This is a genomic window from Streptomyces sp. NPDC090106, from assembly GCF_044747265.1.
Taxonomy (GTDB): Bacteria; Actinomycetota; Actinomycetes; order Streptomycetales; family Streptomycetaceae; genus Streptomyces.
This window is the reverse complement of the sequence record NZ_JBIVDS010000004.1, coordinates 55,338-75,092: the sequence shown is the minus strand read 5'-3', so window position 1 is coordinate 75,092 and position 19,755 is coordinate 55,338. Positions and strand designations below refer to the sequence as shown.

Sequence of the window (19,755 nt, the reverse complement as noted above, 5' to 3'; positions counted from 1 at the left end):
GCCCGGGCTCACTCCCGGGTCAGGATCACCGCCGTCCCGTAGGCGCACACCTCCGTCCCCACGTCGGCCGCCTCCGTCACGTCGAAGCGGAACGCCAGGACCCCGTTCGCGCCGCGCGCCCGTGCCTGCTCGACCAGCCGTTCCATGGCCTGGTTGCGGGTCTGCACGAGCGTCTTGGTGAGGCCCCTGAGCTCACCGCCGATCATCGACTTGAGCCCCGCCCCGATCTGACTCCCCAGATGCCGGGAGCGCACCGTCAACCCGAAGACCTCACCCAGCACCTGATCGACCCGGTAGCCGGGTACGTCGTTGGTGGTCACCACGAGCACATCGGGCTGGGGCCCCTGCCCACCGCCGTATTCGTCGATACCCATGGCTCACAGCATTCTCCCGGGGAGCCCACAGCGCATCCTGTGCGGGCCCATGGAACCTGGGTCACGAGGGCTGCGTTGATACTTTGGGCAGCCAGCCCTCTGCCAGTCCCCCAGCCCCTGGAGCCACAGTCCCGTGACCACGACGCTCGCGCTCGCCCCCGAGTGGCTCAGCCCCGACTATCTGATCGAGACGTTCAGCCTCCCCGGCATCCTGCTGATCGTCTTCGCCGAATCGGGTCTGTTCGCGTTTCTGCCCGGCGACTCCCTGCTGTTCACGGCGGGTCTGTTCGTGGCCGAGGGGAACTTCATCAGCCAGCCGCTGTGGCTGGTCTGCACCCTGATCGTGCTCGCCGCCGTCCTCGGTGACCAGGTCGGCTACATGATCGGCAAGTTCTTCGGGCCCAAGCTCTTCAGCCGCCCCAACTCCAAGCTCTTCAAGCAGGAGAACCTGGAGAAGGCGCACGAGTTCATGGAGAAGTACGGCCCCAAGGCGATCGTCCTGGCCCGCTTCGTGCCCATCGTCCGGACGTTCGCCCCGATCGTGGCGGGCGCGGGCCGGATGAAGTACCGCACGTTCCTCACGTACAACGTGATCGGCGGCATCGCCTGGGGCACCGGCGTCACCGTCGCCGGCTACTGGCTCGGCCAGATCGAGGTCATCAACAAGAACGTCGAGGCGATCCTCGTCCTCATCGTCTTCGTCTCCGTCGTCCCGATCCTCATCGAGTACCTGCGCGAGCGCTCCAAGAAGAAGAAGGCCGCCGCCGCGGCCCCCCAGCCGCAGGCCTACCAGCCCCCGCCGATGGACGACGCCACCACCCAGCTGCGCCGCATCGAGCCGACCGACCCCGACCCGTACGGCGACCAGGGCGGCCGGCAGCAGTACGGCGGCTACGACCAGCAGCACTACGACCAGCAGCACTACGGTCAGCAGCCGCAGGCCCAGCAGCCCTACGCGCAGCAGTACCCGCAGGGTTACGACAACCAGCAGCAGTACCCGTACAACCAGGGCCGCTGAACCGCCCCTGACGAGGGGCGGCGGGTTCTGGGGCGTGTGTGCCCTAGAACCCCCGCGTCCGCTTGGCCGCCCGCCGCCCCGCGGCCGAAGCCCCGCCGGGCACCCGCAGGAACAGCCGGGAGATCTCCGACCCGAGGTTCACCCCGATCGCGATGGCCATGGCCAGGGACGCCGCCGTGGCCAGCGACACCAGCCCCTTGTCCACCTCGTTCTGCGCGATGGACAGCAGCCCGAAGTACGTCGCCGAACCGGGCAGCAGCGGACCGATCGCCGCGGTCGTGTAGGGCAGCGCGGAGGCGAACCGGTACCGCGACAGCATCTGCCCGAACAGCCCCACCAGCCCCGCCGCGACGGCCGTGGAGGCGACCGGCGAGATCTCGCCCACGTAGTGCATCGCGCCGTACACGCTCCACGCGACACCCCCGTTGAGCGTCACCGCCAGCACGGTCGACCGCTCCTGCTGGAGCAGCACGGCGAACGTCAGCGACAGCAGCATCGACGCGGCGATCTGCCAGTACGGCCGCTGCACGGAGCCCAGCGCGACGTCCGGGTTGAGATCGGCGCCCAGCTGCACGCCGAAGTACAGGACCAGCAGCACCCCCACCACGATCCCGACGAAGAGGTACATGACCTCCAGCAGGCGCGCGGACGCGGTGATGTAGAAGCCGGTCAGTCCGTCCTGGACGCCCGCGACCAGCGCCCGCCCCGGCAGCAGCGCGAACAGCCCACCGGTGACGACCGCGGACGCCTTCACGTCGACATGGGTCAGCGTCAGCGCGACACCGATCGCCGCGGGAGGCATCGCCGCGACCGTGAACTGGTAGAACTCCGGCAGCCCGCGCCCCGCGCACAGCCACGCCAGCCGGTCGCCGAGCATCGCGCCGAGCGCCGCGGCCACGAACACGATCACGTCACCGCCGACGAGCACCGACGCCGCCCCCGCCAGCAGCCCGCCCGCCGCGGTCAGCACCCAGCCGGGGTAGGGGTGCCGGTTGCGGCGGATCTCGGCGAGCCGCCGGTAGGCCTCCTCCAGGGAGATCGCGGTCTCGTCGTCGCTGAGGTCGTCGACCAGCTGGTAGACGGCCGCGAGCCGGGTGTAGTCGGTGCCGCGCCGCCGTACGGTCCGCGAGGCCGTCACCGGGTCGTCGACCAGCGAGGGCTGGTAGGAGATCGACAGCAGCGTGAAGGTGACGTTGGGCTCGCAGCGGTCCAGGCCGTAGGAGCGGCAGACGGCGAACATCGCCGCCTCCACGTCCTCCGCGCCCTCGCCGCCCGCCAGCAGCAGCTCACCGATACGCAGGGTCAGGTCGAGCACGCGCGGCACGGCGGGGCCGCTCTCGCCCTCCTTGTGCACCGGCTCGGGCGCGGGCCGCTCGGCCACCGGCATGCGCAGCATCGTGCGCATCCGGTCCTGCCAGGGCACGTCCTTGGTCAGCGAGACGACGGGCACCCCGGCCGCCGGGGTGAACGCGGGCGGGGCCTGTCTGGCGCTGTAGGTGCGCGGAGTGTTGAACGCCGATCCCTCCGGCTCCACCGCCGGCCCCCCGGGTGCCTGGAACCCCTCCGGCACGGCGAACTCCGACGACGTCTCCGACTCGACGGCCACGCCGCCCTTCGGCACGGCCAGCCCGTCGGGAATCGCGAACTCGGACGTGATCTCGGGGTCGTAGACACTCCTCGCCTCGTCCGACTGCGGCTTGCGGTCCTCCGCCTCCGTCACTGACGCAACGCTCCCTGAACGACACCTTCCGGAAACCTCAGTATGCGCAGGCATGCCAACGGGCCGCACGCGTGTGCGTACGGCCCGTCGGCGAAGGCGGGGCTCAGTGGCCGCCGCTCTCCTTCAGACGCTTGTACGAGCGCTCGATCTCCAGCTCGGCGTCCACGCGGCCGACCCAGTTGGCGCCCTCGACGGACTTGCCGGGCTCCAGGTCCTTGTAGACCTCGAAGAAGTGCTGGATCTCCAGGCGGTCGAACTCGGAGACGTGGTGGATGTCGCGCAGGTGCTCCTGGCGCGGGTCCGTCGCCGGGACGCACAGCAGCTTGTCGTCGCCGCCGGCCTCGTCCGTCATCCGGAACATGCCGATCGCACGGCACTTGATGAGGCAGCCCGGGAACGTCGGCTCGTCCAGGATGACGAGTGCGTCCAGCGGGTCGCCGTCCTCGCCGAGAGTGTTCTCGACGAAGCCGTAGTCGGTCGGGTAGGCGGTCGAGGTGAAGAGTCGACGGTCCAGGCGGATCCGACCGGTCTCGTGGTCCACCTCGTACTTGTTCCGCGAACCCTTCGGAATCTCGATCGTGACGTCGAACTCCACCGGTGGCTCCTCCATGATCAGCACATAGTTCTGGTGGTTAAGTGTCCCTCACGCAGGTGTGTGATCGCGAAAGGGGCTGGTGGTCGTGCCTGAACTGAGGCCTTGGCGGGCCGCGAGACCGTATGTGACGCGGCTCGCGAACGCCGTACGACCGCGCCTGGCCGCCGTACGCCCTCAGCTCGCACGAGCCGCGAACGCCACGAAACCGCAGGTCAAGCGTCTGTTGTCGGTCAAGACCCAGCAGTTCGCCGCGGGCGCGGCCACCGCCGGTGTGGCACTGACCGCCGTGGTGGTCACCGCCGCCGGGCCCTGGGACTCCTCGGGTCAGCGTACGGCCGAGCGGGACCGGGCCGTCGCCCTGGAGCACGCGGGTGGCACAGATCACGGCGGCGGAACCGGCACCTCCGGCACGGCTCAAGGGGAGCCCGAGCCCGCCCCGAGCGCCTCCTCGGTCCTCGCCGGCCTCGGCGGCGCCGCCAACACGGTGAAGTCCGCGCCGGACTCCCAGGCCCTGGCCGGCCTCCTCGCCCCGCTCCTGAAGGACCCCGCGCTCGGCACCGGCCGCGGCGCCTCCGTCGTCGACATCACCACCGGCAAGCGCCTCTACGGCACCGGTACGGGCACCGCCCTCACCCCCGCCTCGACCACGAAGATCGCCACCGCCGTCGCCGCCCTGACGGCCATGGGCCCCGACCACCGCCTCACCACCCGCGCGGCCCTGGAACCCGACACCCGCGAACTCGTCCTCGTCGGCGGCGGCGACCCCACCCTCACCGCCCGCGAGGACGCCGAGGGCTGGGCGAGCCTGCGCGAGCTGGCCACCGAGACCGCCGCCGCCCTGAAGAAGGCCGGCCTGCGCGAGGTGACCCTCTCCTACGACACGACCCTCTACTCCGGTTCCGAGATCCACCCGATCGGAGCCGACCCCAACCTCGCCCCCGTCAGCGCCCTGATGACCGACGAGGCCCGCACCGACGACTCCACCAGCGGTACCGCCGTCCGCTCCACCGAGCCCGCCGAGGACGCCGCGGAGCAGTTCGCCGCCCTCCTCAAGGCCGAGGGCGTCACCACGACCTCCCCGGGCCCCTCCAAGGCGACCGGCCGCGCCGAGACCCTCGCCGAGGTCTCCTCCCCGCCGCTGACCACGCTCGTCGAGCGCATGCTGACCAACAGCGACAACGACATCGCCGAGCACCTCGCCCGCCAGACCGCCGTCGCCACCGGCGCACGGGCCGACTTCGCGGGCGGCGGCGACGCGATCCGCGCACAGCTCAAGAAGCTCGGACTGCCGCTCACCGGCGTCGACTTCGCGGACGGCAGCGGCCTCGACCGCGACGACAGGCTGACCGCGAACCTGCTGACCTCCCTGCTGGTCAAGGCCGCCGACCCCGCCCACCCCGAACTCCGGTCCGTCCTCACCGGCCTCCCGGTCGCCGGCTTCACCGGCACCCTGACGAGCCGTTACACCGACGGCGCCGCCGGTGTCGTACGCGCCAAGACGGGCACCCTCACCGGAGTGAACTCGCTGGCCGGAACGGTCGTCGACCGGGACGGGCACCTGCTCGCCTTCGCCTTCCTCGCGTCGGGCACGACCGACCGGAACGCCGCGCAGTCGGCGCTGGACCGGACGGCGACGGCCCTCGCGGGATGCGGCTGCGGGTGACGGCCGCCGCCCCCGCGGTTCTCCGCGGCCTGCCCCAAAAGGGGCGCCTCACGTACGGTTGACGCATGACGAGCATCGGTGGTGCGGAGATGGTCGACTGGAACCTCGCGGTGGCGACCGCGACCCGGCTGGTCCGGCCGGGCCCCGAGGTGAGCCGTGACGAGGCCCGGGCCGTCGTCGCCGAGCTGCGCCGGCACGCCAAGGCCTCCGAGGAACACGTCCGCGGATTCACCCGGATGGGTGGCGACGAGATCCACGACACCCCGGTCCTGGTCGTCGACCGCCCCGGCTGGGTGCGGGCGAACGTCGCGGGCTTCCGGGAACTCCTCGGACCCCTCCTCGACAAGATGCAGGAACGGCGCGGCAACACCCCCGGCGGCGCGGTCCTCGGCGCCGTCGGCGGCAAGGTCACCGGCGTCGAACTGGGCATGCTGCTGTCCTTCCTGTCCTCCCGCGTCCTCGGCCAGTACGAGACGTTCGCCCCCGCCACCCGCGAACTCCCCGCAGGCGGACCCCCGGACGCGCCGAACGGCGGCGGACGGCTGCTGCTCGTCGCGCCGAACATCGTCCACGTGGAGCGCGAACTCGACGTGCAGCCGCACGACTTCCGCCTCTGGGTGTGCCTGCACGAGGAGACCCACCGCACCCAGTTCACGGCGGTGCCCTGGCTGCGGGACCACCTGGAGGGCGAGATCCAGTCGTTCCTGGGGGAGACCGAGGTCGACCCCATGACCGTCCTGGAACGGGTCCGGGAGGCCGCGCAGTCCCTGGCGGGCGGCCGGCCCGAGGGCGAGGAGGACGACGGCGGGCGCTCCTTCGTCGAGATCGTGCAGACCCCGGCCCAGCGGGAGATCCTCGGCCGCCTCACCGCCGTGATGTCCCTCCTGGAGGGTCACGCCGACTTCGTGATGGACGGCGTGGGCCCCGAGGTCGTGCCGACCGTCTCCGAGATCCGCGAGAAGTTCCAGCAGCGCCGCGCCAAGGGCGCCTCCCGGCTGGACATTGCCTTGCGCAAGCTGCTGGGTCTGGATGCCAAACTGAGGCAGTACCGCGACGGCGAACGCTTCGTGCGGGCCGTCGTCGACCAGGTCGGCATGGACGGCTTCAACCGGGTGTGGACCTCGCCCAACACGCTCCCCACCAAGTCGGAGATCGCCAAACCGGCGGACTGGGTCGCGCGGGTGCACCGGAAGACCGAATCGTGAACGGCACGACCGGATCGTGAACGGGGGCGTTCGCCGCGCCCCCGGCGCTCCGCTGGTGGAGGAAACGGGCCGAAGGCAGGCGAACGCCCCTTCAATCACCCGTCCGAGGGACCGTGAGCCCTCAGGAGCCGTGCAATGCTCGGGGAACGGCCCGGTTCTGTCACCATCTACACACTCTGCGTGACCGAACTCGGGATCACCCCCCGAAAACTTCATGAAGGGAACCGGACATGGGTCCCCATCCTGCGGTCGCGGCGATACGCCTGGCGGTCCGCCGCGTCCTCCACGACATCCTCAGCGAACACACCAGCTCCCCCGACGATCCCTCCGCCTCCCCGCACGAGCGCCCGCCGACACCGCTCGTGCTCGTGGCCTGCTCCGGCGGCGCCGACTCCATGGCCCTCGCCTCCGCCCTCGCCTTCGAGGCCCCCAAACTCGCCATCCGCGCCGGCGGCGTCACCGTCGACCACGGCCTGCAGCCCGGCTCCGATCTGCGCGCCGACGAAGTCGCCCTGCGCCTGCGGGACATCGGCCTCGACCCCGTCGAGTCCGTGGCCGTCACGGTCGGCCGCCAGGGCGGCCCCGAAGCCGCCGCGCGCGACGCCCGCTACGCCGCCCTCGACGCCGTCGCCCAGCGCCACGGCGCCACCGCCGTCCTGCTCGGCCACACCCGCGACGACCAGGCCGAGACGGTCCTGCTCGGGCTCGCCCGCGGCTCCGGCATCCGCTCCCTGTCGGGCATGGCCGCCGTCTCCGGCGGCCCGGGGGCCGCCCGCCGCTACCGCCGCCCCTTCCTCCAGCTCGACCGGCAGACCGCCCGCAAGGCCTGCATGGTCCAGGCGCTGCCCGTCTGGGACGACCCGCACAACGCCGACCCGGCCTACACCCGCTCCCGGCTGCGTCACGAAGGACTGCCCGCCCTGGAGAAGGCGCTCGGCAAAGGAGTCGTCGAGGCGCTCGCCCGTACGGCCCAGCTCTCCCGGGACGATGCCGACGCCCTCGACGCCTGGGCCGGCCAGGCCGCCACCGCCGTCACCGACGCCGCCGGCCTCCTGGAGTGCGCCAAGCTCTACGCGCTGCCGCCCGCCGTACGCCGCCGGGTGCTGCGCCGCGCCGCCATCGACGCGGGCGCTCCGGCCGGCTCGCTGTTCGCCCGCCACATCGAGGAAGTGGACCGGCTGATCACCGGCTGGCGCGGCCAGGGGGCCATCAATCTCCCGGGCAAGGTCGTCGCCCAGCGCCAGGGTGGCAGACTGGTGATTCGGCAAGGCTGAACCCGTGCCCCCGTCCGCGGGGCGACGGACAGCCGGTGGGACGACCGAAAGTGATGCGGGTGGACGCGAACGACATGGGTGCCGACCTCGAGAAGGTACTCATCACCAAAGAAGAGATCGACGCGAAGCTGGTGGAGCTGGCCGCGAAGATCGACGCGGAGTACGCGGGCAAGGACCTGCTGATCGTCGGCGTCCTCAAGGGCGCGGTGATGGTCATGGCCGACCTCGCCCGGGCACTGTCCACCCCCGTCACCATGGACTGGATGGCCGTGTCCTCCTACGGCGCGGGCACCCAGTCCTCCGGCGTGGTGCGGATCCTCAAGGACCTCGACACCGACATCAAGGGCAGGCACGTCCTGATCGTCGAGGACATCATCGACTCCGGGCTGACCCTGTCCTGGCTGATCAACAACCTCGGCTCCCGTGAGCCCGAGACCCTGAAGATCTGCACCCTGCTGCGCAAGCCGGACGCCGCCAAGGTCGCCATCGACGTCGAGTGGGTCGGCTTCGACATCCCCAACGAGTTCGTCGTGGGCTACGGCCTCGACTACGCCGAGAAGTACCGGAACCTCCCGTTCGTCGGTACGCTCGCGCCCCACGTCTACGGCGGCTGACCCGAAGGGCCCAGTGCCGTAGGAAGATCGGGAACCCCGGCGGGCACCGCGCCGTTGGAGCATGCAGACGGGTTCGCAGCCGGTTCGTCGGCCGTCCTGTGCGGCTTTCGGCGACGAAGCTGGGGTACCGTCAGAAGAACTGTCTTATCAAACTCACTATGGCAGGAGGGACGGGGCGACATCGCTCCGTATGGATGGACGTGAAGCGATACTTCCGTGGGCCAGTCATGTGGATCGTGCTGGCCGTCCTTGCCGTGGTCGTGTTGATGCAGGTCGTCGGCTCGTCCGGCGGCTACAAGACGGTGGACACCGGCCAGGTCGTCCAAGCGATCAATGAGAACAAGGTCGAGTCGGCCAAGCTCACCACCGGCGACGAGAACACCATCAAGGTGCAGCTCAAGGACGGCGAGAAGGTCGACGGCAGCTCGAAGATCCAGGCGAGCTACATCGGCGACCAGGGCGTGACCCTGGCCAGCAGCCTCCAGAGCAAGTTCGAGCAGAAGCAGATCCCCGACGGGTACACCGTCTCCCCGACGAAGCAGAACGCCTTCGTCTCGATCCTGCTCTCGCTCCTCCCCTTCGTCCTGATCGTCGTCGTCTTCCTGTTCCTGATGAACCAGATGCAGGGCGGCGGCTCCCGGGTCATGAACTTCGGGAAGTCCAAGGCGAAGCTCATCACCAAGGACACCCCCAAGACGACCTTCGCGGACGTCGCCGGGTCGGACGAGGCGGTCGAGGAACTCCACGAGATCAAGGAGTTCCTCCAGGAGCCGGCGAAGTTCCAGGCCGTCGGCGCCAAGATCCCCAAGGGCGTCCTGCTCTACGGTCCGCCCGGAACCGGCAAGACCCTGCTCGCGCGCGCCGTGGCGGGCGAGGCGGGCGTGCCGTTCTACTCGATCTCCGGTTCCGACTTCGTCGAGATGTTCGTCGGTGTCGGTGCCTCCCGGGTCCGTGACCTCTTCGAGCAGGCCAAGGCGAACGCCCCGGCGATCGTCTTCGTCGACGAGATCGACGCGGTCGGCCGCCACCGCGGCGCCGGCCTCGGCGGCGGTCACGACGAGCGCGAGCAGACCCTGAACCAGCTGCTCGTCGAGATGGACGGCTTCGACGTGAAGGGCGGCGTCATCCTGATCGCCGCCACGAACCGACCCGACATCCTCGACCCGGCCCTCCTGCGCCCCGGCCGCTTCGACCGCCAGATCGCGGTCGACCGCCCGGACATGCAGGGCCGTCTGGAGATCCTCAAGGTCCACCAGAAGGGCAAGCCGGTCGCGCCGGATGTCGACCTGTCGGCCGTCGCCCGCCGCACCCCGGGCTTCACCGGCGCGGACCTGAGCAACGTCCTCAACGAGGCCGCGCTGCTCACCGCCCGCTCGGACAAGAAGCTCATCGACAACCACATGCTGGACGAGGCCATCGACCGCGTCGTGGCGGGCCCGCAGAAGCGGACCCGGATCATGTCCGACAAGGAGAAGAAGATCACCGCGTACCACGAGGGCGGACACGCCCTGGTCGCGGCGGCCTCTCCCAACTCCGACCCGGTGCACAAGATCACCATCCTGAGCCGTGGCCGCGCGCTCGGCTACACGATGGTGCTCCCGGACGAGGACAAGTACTCCACGACCCGCAACGAGATGCTCGACCAGCTCGCCTACATGCTGGGCGGACGCGCCGCCGAGGAACTGGTCTTCCACGACCCGACCACGGGCGCCGCGAACGACATCGAGAAGGCCACCACCACGGCCCGCGCGATGGTCACCCAGTACGGCATGACGGAGCGTCTCGGCGCCATCAAGTTCGGCGGCGACAACACCGAGCCGTTCCTCGGCCGTGAGATGGCGCACCAGCGCGACTACTCGGAAGAGGTCGCGGCCCTGGTGGACGAGGAAGTCAAGAAGCTCATCGAGAACGCGCACAACGAGGCCTGGGAGATCCTGGTCGAGAACCGCGACGTCCTCGACAACCTCGTCCTGCAGCTGCTGGAGAAGGAGACGCTGGGCAAGGAGGAGATCGCCGAGGTCTTCTCCGCCATCGTCAAGCGTCCGGCCCGCCCGGCCTGGACCGGCTCCTCGCGCCGTACGCCGTCCACCCGTCCGCCGGTGCTCTCCCCCAAGGAGCTCGCCCTGACGAACGGCGCCAACGGCTCCACCCCGGCGATCAGCACCGCCAAGGTCACGGCCACGGACTCCGCCCCCGTGACCGAGCCGGCCCCCGAGGACCGCTCCGAGAGCTGACCTCATTGGCCGCATCTGGCCCGGAATGGATGCCGCGCCCCCCAGGATTTAGCCTGGGGGGCGCGGCGTTTTTATGCCGACTTGGCTGAACACCTAGGAACGAGGCACCCCAGATGACCGATCCCGTGACCCTGGACGGCCAGGGCACCATCGGCGAGTTCGACGAGAAGCGCGCCGAGAACGCCGTACGCGAACTGCTCATCGCGGTGGGGGAGGACCCCGACCGTGAGGGCCTGCGGGAGACGCCGTCGCGGGTGGCGCGGGCGTACCGCGAGATCTTCGCGGGCCTGTGGCAGCGCCCGGAGGACGTCCTGACGACGACGTTCGACCTGGGCCACGACGAGATGGTGCTGGTGAAGGACATCGAGGTGTACTCGACCTGCGAACACCATCTGGTGCCGTTCCGCGGGGTCGCCCATGTCGGGTACATCCCGTCCGTGACCGGCAAGATCACCGGACTGTCCAAGCTGGCCCGGCTGGTGGACGTCTATGCCCGTCGGCCGCAGGTGCAGGAACGACTCACCACGCAGATCGCGGACTCCCTGATGGAGATCCTGGAGCCGCGCGGGGTGATCGTCGTCGTGGAGTGCGAGCACATGTGCATGTCGATGCGCGGCATCCGCAAGCCGGGCGCGAAGACCCTCACCTCGGCGGTGCGCGGGCAGCTGCGGGACGCGGCGACCCGCAACGAGGCGATGAGCCTCATCATGGCCCGCTGACGCGTCCGGCGGCTCAGGCCGCCGAGGCCGCGCCCGTGTTGTGGTCGTCGTCCTCCGGGAGGCGGCAGACACGTTCCAGGAAGATCGCGGCGACTATCACCGCGATGCCGGCGAGGACGGAGAAGCCGGCGTAGATGGCCTGGTCGCGGCGGGCGGAGTCGTCGAGGGAGCCGAGCAGGAAGACGCCCGTGCCGCCGTACATGCCGGAGACGAGGGCGGCGACCAGGGCGCTGGCCTGGCCGAAGACGACGGCGCGGGCGGCCATCAGCGGGTCGACGCCCTTGGCTCCGGGGCGGCGCTCGCGCTGGGCCCGCAGCCGGGCGCGCAGGGAGAGCGCGGTGGCCAGCAGGACCACCGCGATCAGGGCCAGGACGATGGGGGCGGCCAGAGGGACGCTGGGGAGGGTCCCGATCGAGTTCCACAGGCGGGCGCCCGCCCAGGACAGGACTCCGGCGACGACGAAGACGCCGGCCAGCAGCCTGATGCGCAGCTCTCTCACGGTGACCCTTCAGCTCCCCCGGACTCCGCCGGACGGCGGCCCTGTGCTGACCTTAACGACTATTCCGGCAGCCGGAGTTCCAGGTCGGCGCGGGGCGTCACGCCGTCGTCGGCCAGCGCCGTCAGGAGGCCGGCCACCGGGCCGTGGCCGGGCAGCTGGGCCTGGGGGTCCACGTCGTGCCACGGGACGAGGACGAAGGCCCGCTGGTGCGCGCGCGGGTGAGGCAGCGTGAGATGCGGGTCGGCGGAGACGACGTCGGCGTAGGCGACGATGTCGACGTCGAGGGTGCGGGCGCCCCAGTGCTCTTCGCGGACCCGGTGGAAGGCCTCCTCGACGGCGTGCGCCCGCTCCAGGAGGGAGGACGGGGGGAGCGTCGTCTTCACCACGACGACCGCGTTGAAGTACGAGGGCTGGCTGTCGGGTTCGACGCCCCACGGCTCGGTCTCGTAGACGGGGGAGACCGCCTTCACGCGGACGCCCGGGGTGTCCTCCAGGGCGTCGATGGCGCCCTGGAGGGTCTCCAGCCGGTTGCCGAGGTTGGAGCCGAGGGCGATCACGGCGCGCTGGGGGTTGTGGAGGGTGGTGTCCGCGGCGTCGACCTGCTGCACGACGGAGGCGGGCACCGGCTGTACGGTCGGGTCGCTGGGACCCGCGGCGAAGGACGCGCTCATGCTCGGCTCCGGGTGATGGTGATCGTGACGTCGTCGAAGGGGACCGTGATCGGCGCGTCCGGTTTGTGGACGCAGACCTCGACCTCCTCGACCCCCTCGTGCTTCAGACAGGTCTGGGCGATGCGCTCGGCGAGGGTCTCGATGAGGTTCACCGGCTCGCCCTGGACGACGGCCACGACCTCCTCCGCCACGATGCCGTAGTGCGCGGTCTTCGCCAGGTCGTCGTCGGCGGCCGCCGGCCGGGTGTCCAGGCCGAGGACGAGGTCCACGACGAAGGTCTGTCCCTCTTCGCGTTCCTCGGGGAACACGCCGTGGTGCCCACGGGCCTTCAGGCCGCGCAGCGCGACACGATCCACGCGAATCACTCCTGCAATCGTCGGTGACGGCCGGTCCGTACCGTGTGCGGGCGGTACTCCGGCCACGAACGAATCTACCTGCGAGCACGGACAGGACCGGGCCACGAGGACGCGGCCGGGCCCTGGGCCAGGAGGATTCACCGGGTGTTTCCCCCGGGGAACCCGGCGGCTCACGGGTAGGTAGCCGCCCCTACCCCCGGTTCGTGATTCCAACCACGTGCCGCCGGTCCTTGGTGCCGATGGCGGGCGCTCCGCCGCTCAGGAGGGTGATTCGTCCCCTTCGTCCTCATCGGTCTCGGCCAGTACGGGAGAGGCGTGATGGGACCAGAGCTTCCAGCCGGAGTCGGTGCGCCGGAACACGTTCGTGGCGACGACCAGCTGGCCGACGAGCGGCCCGGGACCCTCCTCGCCCTCGGCGGCCGGACCGCCGCTGAGGATGTTCTCGGTGCAGTTCACGAGAGCGGTGTCGCCGGTGACGGAGACGTGCACGTCAGTCAGGAAGAACTGGATGTAGTCCGTGTTCGCCATGATCAGCGCGTACGACCTGAGGACCTCGCCGCGGCCGGTGAGGGCCGGCCAGCCGGGGTGCACGCAGGAGATCACGCCGGTGTCGGCGGGGTCGTGGTACTCCTCGTCGACGCCGAGGTCGGAGGGGGACAGCCACAGCGAGGACAGGTCCTCGAAGTCGCCGCGCTCCAGAGCGTCGTAGAAGGCGGTGTTGGCGGCCTCCACCTGCTCGACGTCGGTGTGGGGGGCGCTCATGAGGCATCGCCCTCCGGCGTGCGGCCGGCTGAGCGCGCCCCTTCGGCCGGGCGCGCTCCCTCGGCGGTGCGAGCCCCTTCCACGGCGCGGGCGACCCGTACCGCGTCCGCCGTCGCGCGCACCTCGTGCACGCGCACCGCCCAGGCGCCGGCGTGCGCCGCGAGCGCGGAGACGGCGGCCGTCGCGGCGTCGCGCTCGCGCGCAGGCGGGGGAGCCGCCGCGGGGTCGCTGGCCAGGACGCGGCCGAGGAACCTCTTGCGGGAGGCGGCGACGAGCAGCGGGTGGCCGAGGCCGAGCAGGCGGTCGAGGTGGGCGAGGAGCACGAGGTCGTGCTCGGCGTCCTTGGAGAACCCGAGGCCGGGGTCGACGACGATGCGGTCGGGGGCGACGCCGCCCTCCAGGACGGCCTCCACGCGCGCGTGGAGCTCGTCGACGACCTCGGTGACGACGTCGGCGTAGACGCCCTTGACGTTGCCGCCCTCCAGGAAGCCCCGCCAGTGCATGACGACGAAGGGGGCGCCCGCGTCGGCGACGACCGGGACCATCGCGGGGTCGGCGAGGCCGCCGCTGACGTCGTTGACGAGCGAGGCGCCGGCGGCGAGGGCCTGCGCGGCGACCGAAGCGCGCATGGTGTCGACGGAGATCGTCACGCCCTCGGCGGCCAGCCCCCGGACCACGGGGACGACCCGCTTGAGCTCCTCGTCCTCGTCGACCCGGGTGGCGCCCGGGCGGGTGGACTCGCCGCCCACGTCGACCAGGTCGGCGCCCTCCGCGACCAGGGCGAGGCCGTGCTTGACGGCGGCCGTCGTGTCGAACCAGCGGCCTCCGTCGGAGAAGGAGTCCGGGGTGACGTTCACGACTCCCATGACCGCGCAGCGGTCCCACTCCGGAAGCCCGGTGACGTACCCGCGTCCGCTCTGCTTGCTCATACGTTCAGCCTAGGCCCCGCCGGGGACCCGCACGCCGTGCGGTCGGGTGCGGCGCGAGCGGGAGCCCCGGGGCTGGGGTCGGAGCTCCCGCTCCCGCCTGTCCGGGGCGTGGCGATCAGGCCGCGCGGACGTCCGCCTCGCCCACCACGTGCGCGCACGCGCGTGCGGCGGGCCCGCGGCGGCGCAGGAAGCGGGGCAGGGGCAGGGCGAGGGTGACGAAGCCCTCGGCCTGCATGGCGGCGAAGCCGATGCGGGGCAGGTCGGCGGAGGCGCGGTAGACGACGAAGCGGGGCTCCCAGCGGGGCTGGAACTTCGCGTTGAACTTGTACAGGGACTCGATCTGGAACCAGCGGGAGAGGAACACCAGCAGGCCGCGCCAGGCGCGCAGGACCGGGCCCGCGCCGATCTTCTCGCCGCGCGCCAGGGCCGAGCGGAACATGGCGAAGTTCAGCGACACGCGCGCGATGCCGAGCTTCGGCGCCGCCTGGAGGGCCGCGACGATGAGGAGTTCGTTCATGCCGGGGTCGGCGGAGCGGTCGCGGCGCATCAGGTCGAGCGAGACGCCGTCGTCGCCCCAGGGCACGAAGTGCAGGACGGCCTTGAGGTCGCCGTAGGGGCCGGGCTGTTCGTCGGCCTTGTGGGCGGTGGCGATCAGGCAGTCGCCGTCGAAGGCGTCACCGATACGGCCCAGCGCCATGGAGAAGCCGCGTTCGGTGTCGGTGCCGCGCCAGTCCTCCGCGGCCTGCCGTACGCGCCGCAGCTCGGCGTCCCCGAGGTCACGGACGCGCCGTACGCGGGTCTCGTAGCCGGCCCGCTCGATGCGCTTGACCATCTGGCGCACGTTGCGCATCGCGCGTCCGGCCAGGGAGAAATCCGCGACGTCCACCACCGCCTCGTCGCCCAGTTCGAGGGCGTCCAGGCCGGTCTCGCGGGTCCACACCTCGCCGCCGGTCTCGGAGCAGCCCATGACGGCGGGTGTCCAGGAGTGGGCGCGGGCCTCGTCCATGAAGCGCTCGATGGCGCCGGGCCAGGCCTCGACGTCGCCGATGGGGTCGCCGCTGGCCAGCATCACGCCGGAGACGACGCGGTACGTCACCGCCGCCTTGCCGCTGGGCGAGAAGACGACGGCCTTGTCGCGGCGCAGCGCGAAGTGGCCGAGCGAGTCGCGCCCGCCGTGCCGCTCCAGGAGGACGCGCAGCCGGTTCTCGTCGTCCTCGGTGAGGCTCGCGGCGGGGTGCTCGGGGCGCAGGGCCAGGTAGATCGTGGTGACGGCGGTGAGCAGCCCGAGGGCGCCCAGGGAGAAGGCGACGGTCCAGGAGGTGGTCCCGTGGTAGTCGACGGGCCCCTCGAAGCCGACGAGGCCGTACAGGACGTGGGTGATCCGGTCGGCCAGGCTCGGGTCGCCGACGAGCGTCTTCGGGTGGACGCTGACGATGACCAGCCCGAGGACGAGGGAACCGGCGCCCATGAGGACGAAGTTGGCGAGCGCGCGCCACCTGCTGCGCGGATCGGGCAGTGCCTTGAACTGGTCGCGGTGGATCAGCAGCGGCGCCAGGAGGGCGAGCGAGATGAGCACGCCCACCAGCGAGTGCCGGTACGTGAGCTGGGCGACCGCGCCGGCCGGCAGCAGGGCGACGGCGGCCCGCCAGGCCCGCCGCTTGCGGCGCCTGAGCCCGTGGGCGAGCAGGAGCAGCAGCACGCCCACGCTCAGCGAGAGCGCCGCCGCGAAGGGGCCGAGGGCGCCCGGCAGCACCTCCGCGAGGGTGTGCATACGGCTGTGACGGAAGCGCGGGAACACACCCGCGGCGATGTCCAGGAGACCTACGACCGCGCAGGCCCTGGCGACCAGGACGGGGACGGCCTCGGGGCGCGGACCGCGCGGCACGCGCCGCGCTCCACGCGAGCGGCCAGGAACCCCACCCGACATTTCCACATCTGTCCTGACAGACATCGCATCCCGTAGTTCCGCGAGAGACCTTGGATCCGGACCCGATTCGGGCATCCGGCGACATTGCGCCCTCTAGGACGGTGTCTCGGGGAGAGAGGTTCACTCACTTCCCCAAAGCCGGTTCAAAGGCCGGGAAAAGGGCCGGACAAGCCCTCGCGAAGATCCGCGGGCGGCGCTCCGGCGCGGGGAGAGAACACAGGCAGGAAGCAGGCCATGGGTCTTACGGACAACAACGTGCTGGTGCTGGCGATCACGGCGGCCGTGCTGCTGTTCATCGGCACGGTGTGGCTGTGGCCGCGCCTCGCGCGACGCGGCTGGCGGGCCGTCGGCGGGCGCGTGGGAATGCTGCTCGCCACCCAGACGGCGCTGTTCGTGGCGTTTGGTCTCGGTGCCAACCAGGCCTTCGGGTTCTACGCGAGCTGGGCCGATCTGTTCGGCCAGGAGGACCAACAGGGCTTCGTCGTCGACCATTCCGCGCACGGCAGCCCTGTCGAGGTGACGGACGTCCGGCGGGTCAGGGACTCGGGCACCGCGCCGCCCCGGACGCAGGGGCAGATCCAGCAGGTCGACATCGCCGGCCGCACGACGCGGATCTCGACCTCCGCGTTCGTCTATCTGCCCCCGGAGTACTTCCAGCCGCAGTACCGCACGCGTACGTTCCCCGCCGCCGTGGTCCTCACCGGATATCCCGGCACCGCGCAGGCACTGGTCGACAAACTCCACTACCCGCGCACCGCGGCCGACCTCGCCGGGAAGGGCCGTATGCAGCCGATGATCCTGGTGATGCTGCGGCCCACGGTGGCGCCGCCGCGCGACACGGAGTGCGTCGACATTCCCGGTGGACCGCAGAGCGAGTCGTTCTTCGCCAAGGATCTTCCCGAAGCCGTCGAGAAGCACTACAGGGTGGCCCGTGAGCCCGGCGGCTGGGGTGTCATCGGTGATTCCACGGGCGGTTACTGCGCACTGAAGCTCGCCCTGCACCATCCCGATGTGTACGCCGCGGGCGCGGGCCTTTCCGCGTACTACGACGCGCCCCGGGACCCCACCACCGGCGATCTCTTCCACGGCGACGAGGACCTGCGTCACCGCGCCGACCTGCGCTGGTACGTCAAGCACCGTCCCGCGCCCGACACTTCACTGCTCGTCACCAGCAGCAAGGTCGGCGAGTCGAACTACAAGGACACGCTGAAGTTCATAGCGGAGGTGAAGGCGACCGGGCGCACCCGTATCTCGTCGATCGTCCTGGAAAGCGGCGGACACAACTTCAACACCTGGCGACGGGAGATTCCGGCGGCGCTGGAGTGGATGAGCGCGAGGCTCGGTGACGGGGGTTCGGCGGCGGACGACAAATGATCTTGTGTGCCGATTTCCGGGGGCGGTCACGCATGCGCGCCGCCGTTGTGCGCGCTTCCTCTTGTCGAATTCTGTGGCGGGTCTGATTCCTGATGTCGCGTGAAGGCTTCGGTATGGCTGCGTTTTTACGGCCCGGGGCACCACGATTCGCCTACGCGCGGTAAGTTTCTGGCCATGCCACGTGGACGTCACCGCCATTCCCCGCCTCTGCACCGGCTGCTGCCCCCGTCGTCGGTCGCTGGCGTCTCCGCTGTGTGCGCTCTCGCGCCCTGGGTGTTCTCGCAGGCCACGTTGTTGCGCGGGCTGGCCGCGGTCGCCGCCGTGACGGCGGTCACCGGTGCGTTCGTCATGCGCCGTTGGGACGCGCAGGCCGGCAAGCAGGTCGCCGACCTCACGCGCGCGCGGGCGAGCGACGAGTGGCGCTTCGAGGAGCGGGTCGCCGAACTGGAGACCGACCTGGAGGAGTCGCGCGAGCTGCGCGGCAAGCTGGAGCAGCGTCTGCGGGCCAAGCGCGGTGAACTCGCCGGTCTGCGCAACGAACACGCGGCCCTGCTGCGCCGGTACGCCACCGCCGAGACCGAGCGGGCCACCGCTCTCGAAGGCCGCCGTCTGCTGGAGATAGAGGCGGCTCCGGCACACGAGCTGCCGCCGGGGCCGGGGTCGGTCGACGAGGACGACGACCTCGTCGAGGACGAGACGGAGACCGTGGCCGCCGAGTCCGAGGGCGAGTCCGAGGGCGAGACCCCCGGGTCCGACTCCGATGCGGACTCCGCATCCGACTCCGCATCAGACTCCGATTCCGAGGCTGTGGCTGCCTCGGACGAGGAGACTCCGGCCATCTTCTCGCCGGAGGGTTCGAAGCTGTTCCTGCGTGCGAAGGCGGCGCTGTCGCGGCTGGACGAGAAGGCCGAGGGCGCCGGAGCCGGCGAGGACGAGGCCCGCGACGGTGACGCCGAGGTGGTCGAGGAGCTGGACGGGCCCGGTGACGAGCCCGATGAGGTCGTCGAGACCGCCGAGGCCGCCGAGAGCGAGGCTTCCCGGGACGACGATCCCGCCGACGAGGCTTCCGCCGAGGAGACTTCCGGCGTGCCATCCGACGGGGCTTCCGCCGAGGAGACGCCCGAGGACGACGGTTCCCCGAAGGACGACGGCTCTCCGGACGGTGGCGGCGGCGGTCCCCGGGGCGACGCCCCCGTGAAGGACATCCCGGCCCAGGCCGGCCCGGTCGCCGCCGAGGTCGTCGAGGCGCCCGGCACCGCCGACGCCCCGTCCTCCGCGAGCGTGTCCGCGCTCCCGTCCGTTTCCGCTTCCGCTTCCGCGCCCGCTTCCGGTGACGGCGCCCCGGAGGCCGCGCGGGAGGATGACGTCCAGGGGAAGCCCGGGGCGGTCGACGAGCACGAGCACGAGCGCGCGGCCGCCGGTACCACCACGACGGCGAAGCCGGCCCAGCCCGCGCGCCAGCCCTCCGGCCACTTCGTGGCGCCGACCGCGGTGGCCGTCGTACCGGCCGCGCCCGTGCGGCGTCCGGCGGTCGAGGGCGGATTCGACTTCTTCGGCACGCAGAAGGAGTCCGGCGCGACGGAGTCCGCCGCGATGGAGGCCGTGCAGAACGAGGACCTTGCCGACGTCGTCGGCCAGGAGGCGCTCGCGCTGCACAAGGCCGAGGCGGAGGGCCGCTTCAAGCCGGTCGACGAGGCGTCCCGCGGTGTGGGTCAGGTCATCGACCTGACCGAGCACGACGAGACGGAGCAGATCGACCTCAAGGGCCTGCGCAGCGCCGTCTCCTGAACCGGGAGCGCCCCGTCCCCCGGAACCGCGGCG

General features: G+C 71.2%; 18 protein-coding genes. 9 read left to right on the top strand and 9 right to left on the bottom strand.

Annotation, left to right across the window (positions count from 1 at the left end):
• Positions 1 to 8: 8 nt before the first annotated feature.
• Positions 9 to 374, bottom strand: coding sequence for a YbjQ family protein (locus ACIPSE_RS14000; protein ID WP_401661929.1), 366 nt, complete (start codon positions 372 to 374; stop codon positions 9 to 11).
• A gap of 133 nt (positions 375 to 507) precedes the next feature.
• Between ACIPSE_RS14000 and ACIPSE_RS13995 the strand changes: the two genes are divergently transcribed.
• Positions 508 to 1,392 (top strand): DedA family protein, encoded by an 885-nt coding sequence (locus ACIPSE_RS13995; protein WP_401661926.1) that lies wholly within the window; start codon positions 508 to 510, stop codon positions 1,390 to 1,392.
• Positions 1,393 to 1,435: 43 nt separating this feature from the next.
• On the opposite strand, the gene ACIPSE_RS13990 is transcribed toward ACIPSE_RS13995, so the two are convergent.
• Positions 1,436 to 3,112, bottom strand: a complete 1,677-nt coding sequence (locus ACIPSE_RS13990) for a threonine/serine exporter ThrE family protein (protein WP_401661923.1) — start codon at positions 3,110 to 3,112, stop codon at positions 1,436 to 1,438.
• 103 nt (positions 3,113 to 3,215) lie between these two features.
• Complete coding sequence (locus ACIPSE_RS13985) at positions 3,216 to 3,707, bottom strand: inorganic diphosphatase (protein WP_401661920.1); 492 nt, start codon at positions 3,705 to 3,707, stop codon at positions 3,216 to 3,218.
• Positions 3,708 to 3,831: 124 nt separating this feature from the next.
• On the opposite strand from ACIPSE_RS13985, the gene dacB reads away from it, so the two are divergent.
• The 6 genes from dacB (at position 3,832) to folE (ending at position 11,416) form a co-directional block, all read left to right on the top strand.
• A complete protein-coding gene (gene dacB / locus ACIPSE_RS13980) occupies positions 3,832 to 5,370 on the top strand; it encodes a D-alanyl-D-alanine carboxypeptidase/D-alanyl-D-alanine-endopeptidase (protein ID WP_401661917.1) in 1,539 nt (512 codons plus the stop codon).
• A gap of 65 nt (positions 5,371 to 5,435) precedes the next feature.
• Positions 5,436 to 6,575: a zinc-dependent metalloprotease gene (locus ACIPSE_RS13975; protein ID WP_401661915.1), complete on the top strand. Its 1,140-nt coding sequence runs from the start codon at positions 5,436 to 5,438 to the stop codon at positions 6,573 to 6,575.
• Between the two features lie 230 nt (positions 6,576 to 6,805).
• Entirely contained in the window at positions 6,806 to 7,849 is a 1,044-nt protein-coding gene (gene tilS / locus ACIPSE_RS13970) for a tRNA lysidine(34) synthetase TilS (RefSeq protein WP_401661913.1), read from the top strand.
• Between the two features lie 53 nt (positions 7,850 to 7,902).
• The gene (gene hpt, locus ACIPSE_RS13965; protein ID WP_401663079.1) at positions 7,903 to 8,463 is read left to right on the top strand and encodes a hypoxanthine phosphoribosyltransferase; all 561 of its coding nucleotides are present in this window, start codon (positions 7,903 to 7,905) and stop codon (positions 8,461 to 8,463) included.
• A gap of 194 nt (positions 8,464 to 8,657) precedes the next feature.
• A complete protein-coding gene (gene ftsH / locus ACIPSE_RS13960) occupies positions 8,658 to 10,697 on the top strand; it encodes an ATP-dependent zinc metalloprotease FtsH (protein ID WP_401661911.1) in 2,040 nt (679 codons plus the stop codon).
• A gap of 113 nt (positions 10,698 to 10,810) precedes the next feature.
• A complete protein-coding gene (folE, locus tag ACIPSE_RS13955) occupies positions 10,811 to 11,416 on the top strand; it encodes a GTP cyclohydrolase I FolE (RefSeq protein ID WP_401661909.1) in 606 nt (201 codons plus the stop codon).
• Positions 11,417 to 11,429: 13 nt separating this feature from the next.
• On the opposite strand, the gene ACIPSE_RS13950 is transcribed toward folE, so the two are convergent.
• The 6 genes from ACIPSE_RS13950 to ACIPSE_RS13925 form a co-directional block, all read right to left on the bottom strand.
• Positions 11,430 to 11,915: a DUF3180 domain-containing protein gene (locus ACIPSE_RS13950; protein ID WP_401661907.1), complete on the bottom strand. Its 486-nt coding sequence runs from the start codon at positions 11,913 to 11,915 to the stop codon at positions 11,430 to 11,432.
• Between the two features lie 59 nt (positions 11,916 to 11,974).
• Complete coding sequence (gene folK / locus ACIPSE_RS13945; protein ID WP_401661904.1) at positions 11,975 to 12,586, bottom strand: 2-amino-4-hydroxy-6-hydroxymethyldihydropteridine diphosphokinase; 612 nt, start codon at positions 12,584 to 12,586, stop codon at positions 11,975 to 11,977.
• Positions 12,583 to 12,942 carry a dihydroneopterin aldolase gene (folB, locus tag ACIPSE_RS13940; RefSeq protein WP_401661901.1) on the bottom strand — a complete coding sequence of 120 codons (360 nt, stop codon included), beginning with the start codon at positions 12,940 to 12,942 and terminating at the stop codon, positions 12,583 to 12,585. The genes folK and folB overlap by 4 nt, the downstream gene beginning before the upstream one ends.
• Positions 12,943 to 13,200: 258 nt before the next feature.
• The gene (locus tag ACIPSE_RS13935) at positions 13,201 to 13,704 is read right to left on the bottom strand and encodes a nuclear transport factor 2 family protein (protein ID WP_401661899.1); all 504 of its coding nucleotides are present in this window, start codon (positions 13,702 to 13,704) and stop codon (positions 13,201 to 13,203) included.
• Complete coding sequence (folP, locus tag ACIPSE_RS13930; protein ID WP_401661896.1) at positions 13,701 to 14,633, bottom strand: dihydropteroate synthase; 933 nt, start codon at positions 14,631 to 14,633, stop codon at positions 13,701 to 13,703. The genes ACIPSE_RS13935 and folP overlap by 4 nt, the downstream gene beginning before the upstream one ends.
• 115 nt (positions 14,634 to 14,748) lie before the next feature.
• Positions 14,749 to 16,560 carry a phosphatidylglycerol lysyltransferase domain-containing protein gene (locus ACIPSE_RS13925; RefSeq protein ID WP_401661893.1) on the bottom strand — a complete coding sequence of 604 codons (1,812 nt, stop codon included), beginning with the start codon at positions 16,558 to 16,560 and terminating at the stop codon, positions 14,749 to 14,751.
• Between the two features lie 234 nt (positions 16,561 to 16,794).
• Between ACIPSE_RS13925 and ACIPSE_RS13920 the strand changes: the two genes are divergently transcribed.
• Both ACIPSE_RS13920 and ACIPSE_RS13915 read left to right on the top strand, forming a co-directional pair.
• Positions 16,795 to 17,934: an alpha/beta hydrolase gene (locus ACIPSE_RS13920; protein WP_401661891.1), complete on the top strand. Its 1,140-nt coding sequence runs from the start codon at positions 16,795 to 16,797 to the stop codon at positions 17,932 to 17,934.
• A 174-nt stretch (positions 17,935 to 18,108) separates the two neighbouring features.
• Positions 18,109 to 19,722: a hypothetical protein gene (locus ACIPSE_RS13915; protein WP_401661888.1), complete on the top strand. Its 1,614-nt coding sequence runs from the start codon at positions 18,109 to 18,111 to the stop codon at positions 19,720 to 19,722.
• Positions 19,723 to 19,755 lie beyond the last annotated feature (33 nt).